Source organism: Okeania sp. SIO2B9, assembly GCF_010672505.1.
Classification (GTDB): domain Bacteria; phylum Cyanobacteriota; class Cyanobacteriia; order Cyanobacteriales; family Microcoleaceae; genus Okeania; species Okeania hirsuta.
Map to the genome: position 1 here is coordinate 1 of NZ_JAAHGK010000955.1, position 3,024 is coordinate 3,024.

The window sequence follows — 3,024 nt, forward strand, 5'->3', positions numbered from 1 at the left end:
AATTTGGCACAGTTTAAGGTACCGAAAGCGGTTGAGTTTATAGAGTTGCCAAAGACTGCTACGGGTAAGGTTCAGAAATATTTGTTGCGAGAGAAAGAGTGGGTTGGTTATGAAAAAAGGATTCACTGAGACAACTTATTTTGGCGTTGGTAAATTAGGGTATGATATTAATCTTAATTATTTAGGAGTCAGGAGTCAGGAGTCAGGAGTCAGAAGGAAAGAAAGAAGAAGAAAGAGTAGTAGAGGGAGAAAGTTTTTTGTTTGCGCTCTTATCCGGACAAGACATCATACCTCTTTTCACCAACGCCCTTATTTTCAGCATCTGTTGAAAAAGATATAGACTTTTAACTTCCGCGTAGGGAACAGGGAATAGGGAACAGGGAACAGGGAATAGATTTTTACACCAAAGTTTGTAAGTGACTGTTACAATTCTAGTGCAGGATGGCGGAAATAACTGACCAGTTACAAAATCCTAAAACAATTACAAATGAAAAATGATTGACTTTTGACTTTTGACTTTTAACTTCCGCGTAGCAGCACTAGCTTATGTTAATCTCTCCTACTCCTCTGCTCACCTACTCCCAACAACTCTAATAACTATTCAACCGGACATGATATTACTTCTGACTCCCCACTCCTGACTCCTGACTCCTCCGACCCCGTCTTTGCATCTGTTGACGAAACTGCTCTCGTTGTTCTTCAGTTAAAATATTCGCCATTTGCTGGCGGGATGACTGCATAATTTCGCGCATCTGAGTTTTTTGCTCTTCAGAGAGATTTAACTGTTTCATTGCTCTGCGGGGGCGTTGACCTTGTGAAGTTAAAGTTTGAAGCTGTTGCTGCTGTTCGGGAGTCAGAATATTTTGCATTTGAGCTTTGCTTTGCGCTCGAATTTCCTCCCACTGAGTTTTTTGTTCAGGAGTTAGATTCAAATTTTTAGGATGGGCATCAACTTTTACAGGATTAGCAAATAGAATAGTGGCAACGATGCCAAGTAATAATAGAGAGAAAGATTGACGTTTCATTAGATTTATTTACAACTCCATGTATGAGGTGTTTACTGTCTTAATCCTACAGGCAATCGCTCATAAACAACCAGAGCTGAAAGTCCTAATTTCATCTAGGACTTTAGTCCTAAGAAGGAAGAAGGAAGGAGGAAGAAGGAAGAAGGAAACATATTACTTTGTTTGAGTTTTAAGCTTTTGATATGTCCTACTCTTTGCTTCGACTGCCATAATTATAGCGGTTTTCATTAACATAGAATACAGCTATCAAGTTTGTAACTTATCAAACTTCAAACATACTTATATTTTTCTGTAGTCTACCTTTGTGAAAACTGCTATAAATGTTTCTCGAACTTTAGTGATTTTGGGGTTTTAATAAAATTCCTTATCTTCGGAATATAGCAGAAGGAAGAAGTCCATTAGTAGACTGACACAGCTAAAACTGTGCAATAGATTTTTGTTTCTAGGTGTCTTTATCTCCCCACCCTCCCCATCTAACGCACCATTTAAGGTGTGTCAGTCCAGTAGAGTGCATTAATGAAATGTAACGCACCATCTAGATTTTAATTTTCGGTGTGTTACGCTGATGATTTCACAGGAGAACCAGTCAGTAGGTAGAAAGGAGTTTTTCGGTGACTTTAGAGTCAGAAATAGGTATAATTACCACTATTATTTTGGGTGAAAATTTACCACTAATTGAATTCCATACATCAAATCAGCAACGCCTCAAAATTTAGTAAATTATCATTATTGAGTTTGCAATTTATCGGAGTTTTAATGGAATAAAAATATGAATATTTTCCCAAAAATAACTAAACATCCAATCCGTTTTTTACTCTACTTAGAATGGATTTTACTGATTATTATTGCCATGAGTGAAACTTTAAAATTTCCTCTCTATGGTGGTCGGCGGAGAATACGAGATATTCACACAACAGAAGTCTCAAATTCACTCTCGATCAATCTTTTTCTCCTGCTAGTATTTAGCCTGATGGGACTATTTTTACCTATCAATAAATCCCGCTCAAATAAAATTATTTATACTACTGTCGAAATTGGTTTGATTATTTTAATGTCATTCCTGAGTAATTTACGTCTATCTCCAATATTATGTATAATTCTGGTAATTCGAGATTGTTTTATTTTTGAAAGAAAACAAAATTTAATTATTAATATATTTGTTTTTTCTTTATTCACATTTATCCAAATTCAAAGATTACACAAACTGACAAGATTACCGTTATTTGCTAGAGAAAGATTTATCTTAGTCCTATTAAGTTCAATAATTTTATTTGGATTAGTAATAGTTTTCTTACAATTATTAGTAAAAGCAATAATGTCAGAACGAAAAAGTCGAGAACAATTAGCAATTGCTAATGAAAAGCTACGACAATATGCCCTAAAAATAGAAAATATTGCTGCTTTAGAAGAACGAAATCGGATTGCCAGAGAAATTCACGATTCTCTAGGGCATTATTTAACAGTTTTAAATGTTAGTTTAGAAGCAGCTTGGAAGCTGAGAAAATCAGAACCACAAGAATCAATAGAATTTTTAGCAGATGCTAAACAACTAGGTTCAAAAGCATTAAATGAAGTGCGTCAGTCAGTAGCAACTCTAAGGTCTAACTGGTGGGAAAATCAATCTTTAGAATCAGCGATCGCTACTTTAATAGCAGATTTTCATAAATCTACTGGTATTTTACCCACAAGCAATATAAATATCAATTATTCTCCCGATAATGAACTGAAAATTGCTATTTATCGTATAGTGCAAGAAGCATTAACTAATATTTATAAATATGCTGAAGCAACCACAGTAGAAATTAATATTTTTACCACAAAAAATTTACATTTAATCATTCAAGATAATGGCAAAGGATTTAATTTAAACCAAAATACTACTGGTTTTGGTTTACAGGGAATGCAAGAACGTGCCTTAGCATTAGGAGGTAAATTCGAGATTCTTACCTCTCCTAATACAGGATGTAAAATAATTGCTAATTTTCCCTTAGTTAATATA

3 protein-coding genes are annotated in these 3,024 nt (G+C 34.6%); 2 read left to right on the forward strand and 1 reads right to left on the reverse strand.

Features of this window, described 5'->3' with window-relative positions; all coding sequences use genetic code 11:
* The first annotated feature begins 109 nt into the window (after positions 1-109).
* Complete coding sequence (locus tag F6K13_RS25925) at positions 110-340, forward strand: hypothetical protein (RefSeq protein ID WP_124155422.1); 231 nt, start codon at positions 110-112, stop codon at positions 338-340.
* A 277-nt stretch (positions 341-617) separates the two neighbouring features.
* Here the strand turns inward: F6K13_RS25925 and F6K13_RS25930 are convergent, their stop codons facing one another.
* Complete coding sequence (locus F6K13_RS25930) at positions 618-1,025, reverse strand: hypothetical protein (protein ID WP_124146277.1); 408 nt, start codon at positions 1,023-1,025, stop codon at positions 618-620.
* A 769-nt stretch (positions 1,026-1,794) separates the two neighbouring features.
* Here F6K13_RS25930 and F6K13_RS25935 point away from each other — a divergent pair.
* Positions 1,795-3,024 (forward strand): sensor histidine kinase (locus F6K13_RS25935; RefSeq protein WP_287288842.1); only part of this gene is annotated, 1,230 nt, incomplete at its 3' end.